Consider the following 4288-nt stretch of genomic DNA (forward strand, 5'->3'; position numbering starts at 1 on the left):
CCGTACTCGTCCAGCTCCGACAGGAGGCCGTCCACACCCTCCCGGTCGGTGGTGTGGTCGTCCGCGAAACGACGGTCACCCGTCGCGTCCGGCACGTACTTCACACAGACGACGATCCTCAAGCTCACGGCCTTGTCTCCTGTACTGGTCTCGTCCGGCGGCTGCGACGTGCAAGCGGGTGCGAACACGCCACGCACCCGCTCCGGGCAGCGAGTTTCCCGTGCCGGTCCGGAACTTCCTGGCAGCATACTCGCCGGTAGCTCAGTGGTCACTACTGGCCAGTAGCTTAGGGCGGGAGGTGCGCGCCGCCGCTTGCGCCCATCCTGCCCCAGCCGGGGGGCGGGTCCACCTCACGGGGCGGTGCGAACCGACGGCAAACGGGTAACGGATGACAGCGAACAGATTTCATCATCTGTTCGCTGTCATCCGTTACCCGTTACCTGTCATCTGCCACCGGTCATCCGCCGTCCCCGTCCAGCCCCCACGGATCACACCGCCTGGCCGAGCGCCGCGATCACGTCCGCCTTGCGTGGCATCCCCGCCGCCCGGCGCACCACCCGGCCCGCCGCGTCCAGCACCAGGACGGTCGGCGTCCGCAGCACCTCCAGCCGACGGACCAGCTCCAGCCGGGCCTCGGCGTCCAGCTCGACGTGCACGACCCCGTCCACCATCTCCGCCACCTCGGCGAGCACCCGCCGGGTGGCCCGGCACGGCTGGCAGAACGCGGTGGAGAACTGCACCAGGGTCGCCCGCTCACCGAGCGGCCCGCCCAGTTCCGACTCCGACAGCCGTACCGTCCCGTCCTTGGTGCGCACCCTCAGCCTCCCGTCACGCCCAGCCCTCAACAGCCCGAACGCGGTCGCCGCCGCCAGCACGACGACGCACACCAGCAGCCCGGTCATCCCTCCAGTCTGCGACAGCGCGGGCGGGCTCCGAAAGGGGTGGTCGACCTACCGACACCGGGCCCGTACGATCGGCGGGTGGACTCCGACCGCCCCTCCCCGCCGCTGCTGACCGTCCGTCGCGTCGTCGACCTGGGTCTGGCCACCACCGCCCGCTGTCGCTGACGCACCCCGCCGCAGCCGTCCGTCGCGACCCTCCCGGAGCCTCCTTGCAGACCGACCCCCGCGGTTCCCGCTTCGCCGCCGCACTCACCACCCTGGTGCTGGCCGCCGCCCTGATCACCGGCAGCGGCCTGCTGCTGGCCGCCCAGGCCGTGGTCTTCGTGCTCGGCGCGACCGGCGGCCCCCGACTGTCCCCGTACGGCTGGCTGTTCCACACCTTCGTCGCCCCGCGCCTGACGCCGCCCACCGCGACCGAGGACGAGCGCCCGCTGCGCTTCGCCCAGGGCGGCGGGGCGGTGTTCGCCACCGTGGGTGCCCTCGGCTACTTCACCGGAGTCACCTGGCTCGGCCTGCTGGCCGCCGCGTTCGCCCTGGCCGCGGCCTTCCTGAACGCCGCCTTCGGCTACTGCCTGGGCTGCGAGATCTACCCGATCGTCCGCCGGGCCCAGGGCCGGGTCGGCGCCGGGGCCTGAGCGCCGGCCGGTCACCGAGGGGCGGGAGACGGAAAAGTTCCGCTCCGGGTTCATCACCGAGATCACACCGCGAAAATCCGCTTGACCGCACGGCTCAGGTGACAGCAGGCACTCGTTCGGGGGATCATCTCCGTGTATCACCCGTGACCGCCGCGGCGTGCCGTGCTCCGGTCGGCTCCCGCGCACGGCTCGGGTACCCGTCGTACCGGGCCCCGGCCCGTGGAAGTCAGGACTGACCGTGGCAGAGTTCGTCTACCCGCCCGTCATCGGCGCCGCACTCACCGCCTTCCGTGCGCTCGACGTACGCATCAAGATCATCGGTGCCGAGCACATTCCCGCCAAGGGCGGAGCGGTGCTGGTCAGCAACCACATCAGCTACCTGGACTTCCTCTTCGCCGGCCTCGGCGCCTACCGCGGCGGGAAGCGCAAGACCCGCTTCATGGCCAAGGACGACGTCTTCCGGCACAGCATCTCCGGCCCGCTGATGCGCGGCATGAAGCACATCCCGGTCGACCGCACCGACGGCCAGCCCGCCTACGAGGCGGCCGTCCGCGCCCTCCGGGCCGGCGAGGTCGTCGGGGTCTTCCCCGAGGCGACCATCAGCCGTTCGTTCATGCTGAAGAAGTTCAAGACCGGCGCCGCCCGGATGGCCGCCGACTCCGGCACCCCGCTGCTGCCCGTGATCCTCTGGGGCACCCAGCAGCTCTGGACCAAGGGCCGTCCGAAGACCCTCACCAAGCGCCACGTCCCGGTGACGATCATGATTGGCGAGCCGATTCACCTGGTCCCGGGCGACAAGCCCGTGATGGTCACCAGAAAGCTGCGCGCCGCCATGAGCGAGATGCTCGACCGGGCCCAGCGCGAGTACCCGGGCAAGCCGTCCGGCCCCGAGGACTCCTGGTGGCTGCCCGCCCAGCTCGGCGGCACCGCGCCCACCCTGGAGGTCGCGGAGGCCGAGGACGAGGCAGAGGCCCTCGCCAAGGCCGAGCGCCGCGCCGCCCAGGGCTGACCCGCTCCCCGCCCGACCCGCCGTCTACTCCTGGTGACCGAGTGAACGCGATCCGTCGCGTGTCGCCCGGTCGCCGACGGCCCCCGTCTGACACAGTGACAGCTCCTTCCAGGGGCCTTCCTCCTGGACTCGTCACGCGTCCCTCCCACATCGGAGCCGGGGCACCCGTCGGAGCGGTCGGAAAGGTCGGATACGGAGATGGCACGGATCACCGGCACACGGCAGTCCCCCACCAGCAGCAAGGCCCGCACCCGCGCAACCGCCGGGGCGGGCCTCCTGCTTCTGGGCACCCTGCTCACCGGCTGCGGGGCCGAACCCGGCGACATCCCGCTGTCCGAGATCCGCCCGGAATCACCCACCGCCACCCCCGATCCGAGCCCGTCCGCGACCCCCGGTGTCGTCGGCGCCGCGAACGCCGAGGCCCACAACGGACTGATCGTCGGCCGGGCCTACACCGACGCCACCCGCACCACCAGTGCCATCGTCACCGTCGGCCCCGACGGCGCCGGCCAGCACCAGATCACCCAGCCGCCCGAGCGCGCCCGCGACGACCGCCCCGACTGGTCCCCCGACGGCGCTGCCGTCGCCTTCGACCGCACCGACCCCCAGACGGGCACGGCCCGCCTCTGGACGGTCTCCCCCAGCGGCGACAACGCCCACCAGATCAGCCAGCTCTGCGACACCAGCAGCGCCACCGCCGACTGCGCCAACGAGGACGAACGCGCCCCCGCCTTCTCCCCGGACGGCAAACAGCTCGCCTTCAGCCGCTCCTGGGGCGCCCTCGACCAGGCCCACAACAACCAGGTCCAGTACTCGGACCTCTACCTGATGAGCCCCGACGGCACCAATGTCCAGCGGCTCACCTTCCTCACCAACGACAAGCCCTACTCCGGCGCCATCAGCAACCCCAGTTGGTCGCCCGACGGCAAGCAGCTCACCTTCGAGTACCGCACCAGCGCCACCGCACAGCCCGCCAACAGCCGCGCCATCTACGTCGTCAGCACGGACGGCACCGGCCTGCGCCAGCTCACCCCCTGGGAACTGCGGGCCGGGGACCGCGCGGCCTGGTCCCCCGACGGCACCCAGATCCTCTTCACCACCCACCCGGCCGGCCCCGACAACGCCCCCGGCGGCGGCATCTACACCGTCCACCCCGACGGCACCGCCATCGGCGCCCTCACCCCCGCCCCGTCCACCGCCTTCTACGGCTCGGCCGCCTACGCGCCCGACGGCAAGTCGATCGTCTTCGCCCAGGCGCCCGCGGGCTCCGGCGCGGACCTGTACAGCATGCGGCCGGACGGTACGGGCGTCGCCCGGCTCACCAACAGCGCGGACAAGTGGCTCGACCGGCCGTCCTGGGGAACGGCGGCAGTGCCCGCGGCCCAGGCGCCCCAGGCCGACACCCCGTCGGCGGCCGGTTCGGCAGACCCGTCGGCCCCGGCGACATCGGCCGGAGCGACGCCTTCCGGTGGGGCAATGCCTTCCAAGGCCCCCACCGCTGGGGCGACGCCGGCCCAGGCCCAGGGGCAACCGAAGACCGACGACGACCAGCCGCAGGGCGGCGACGACAACTGAGCGGAAATGCGAAAAGCCCCTGATCCGTAAGGATCAGGGGCTTTTCTGAAGAATTGTTCGGCGGCGTCCTACTCTCCCACAGGGTCCCCCCTGCAGTACCATCGGCGCTGTGAGGCTTAGCTTCCGGGTTCGGAATGTAACCGGGCGTTTCCCTCACGCTATGACCA

At 71.8% G+C, this 4288-nt stretch carries 4 protein-coding genes, 1 rRNA gene and 1 pseudogene; 3 read left to right on the forward strand and 3 right to left on the reverse strand.

The features are described 5' to 3' along the window. Positions 1–128: pseudogene (locus BG452_RS30565) on the reverse strand (electron transfer flavoprotein subunit beta); the annotation flags it as partial. A 360-nt stretch (positions 129–488) separates the two neighbouring features. Further along, positions 489–902 carry a thioredoxin family protein gene (locus tag BG452_RS30570; RefSeq protein ID WP_188307598.1) on the reverse strand — a complete coding sequence of 138 codons (414 nt, stop codon included), beginning with the start codon at positions 900–902 and terminating at the stop codon, positions 489–491. Between the two features lie 209 nt (positions 903–1111). On the opposite strand from BG452_RS30570, the gene BG452_RS30575 reads away from it, so the two are divergent. The 3 genes from BG452_RS30575 to BG452_RS30585 all read left to right on the forward strand — a co-directional run bounded on the left by BG452_RS30575 (position 1112) and on the right by BG452_RS30585 (position 4121). Further along, positions 1112–1537 carry a DUF4395 domain-containing protein gene (locus tag BG452_RS30575; protein ID WP_188307599.1) on the forward strand — a complete coding sequence of 142 codons (426 nt, stop codon included), beginning with the start codon at positions 1112–1114 and terminating at the stop codon, positions 1535–1537. 238 nt (positions 1538–1775) lie between these two features. Then, positions 1776–2546, forward strand: a complete 771-nt coding sequence (locus tag BG452_RS30580; protein WP_188307600.1) for a lysophospholipid acyltransferase family protein — start codon at positions 1776–1778, stop codon at positions 2544–2546. A 198-nt stretch (positions 2547–2744) separates the two neighbouring features. Then, a complete protein-coding gene (locus tag BG452_RS30585; protein ID WP_188307601.1) occupies positions 2745–4121 on the forward strand; it encodes a TolB family protein in 1377 nt (458 codons plus the stop codon). A 55-nt stretch (positions 4122–4176) separates the two neighbouring features. On the opposite strand, the gene rrf is transcribed toward BG452_RS30585, so the two are convergent. Continuing rightward, a 5S ribosomal RNA gene (gene rrf / locus BG452_RS30590) occupies positions 4177–4288 on the reverse strand; the annotation flags it as partial.

Source organism: Streptomyces sp. CBMA123 (genome assembly GCF_014596465.1).
GTDB lineage: Bacteria > Actinomycetota > Actinomycetes > Streptomycetales > Streptomycetaceae > Kitasatospora.

What these genes read in the sequence shown, in the direction of transcription:
- BG452_RS30570 (WP_188307598.1), bottom strand. Translation starts at nt 902, where the DNA reads ATGACCGGGCTGCTGGTGTGCGTCGTCGTGCTGGCGGCGGCGACCGCG.
- BG452_RS30585 (WP_188307601.1), top strand. Translation starts at nt 2,745, where the DNA reads ATGGCACGGATCACCGGCACACGGCAGTCCCCCACCAGCAGCAAGGCC.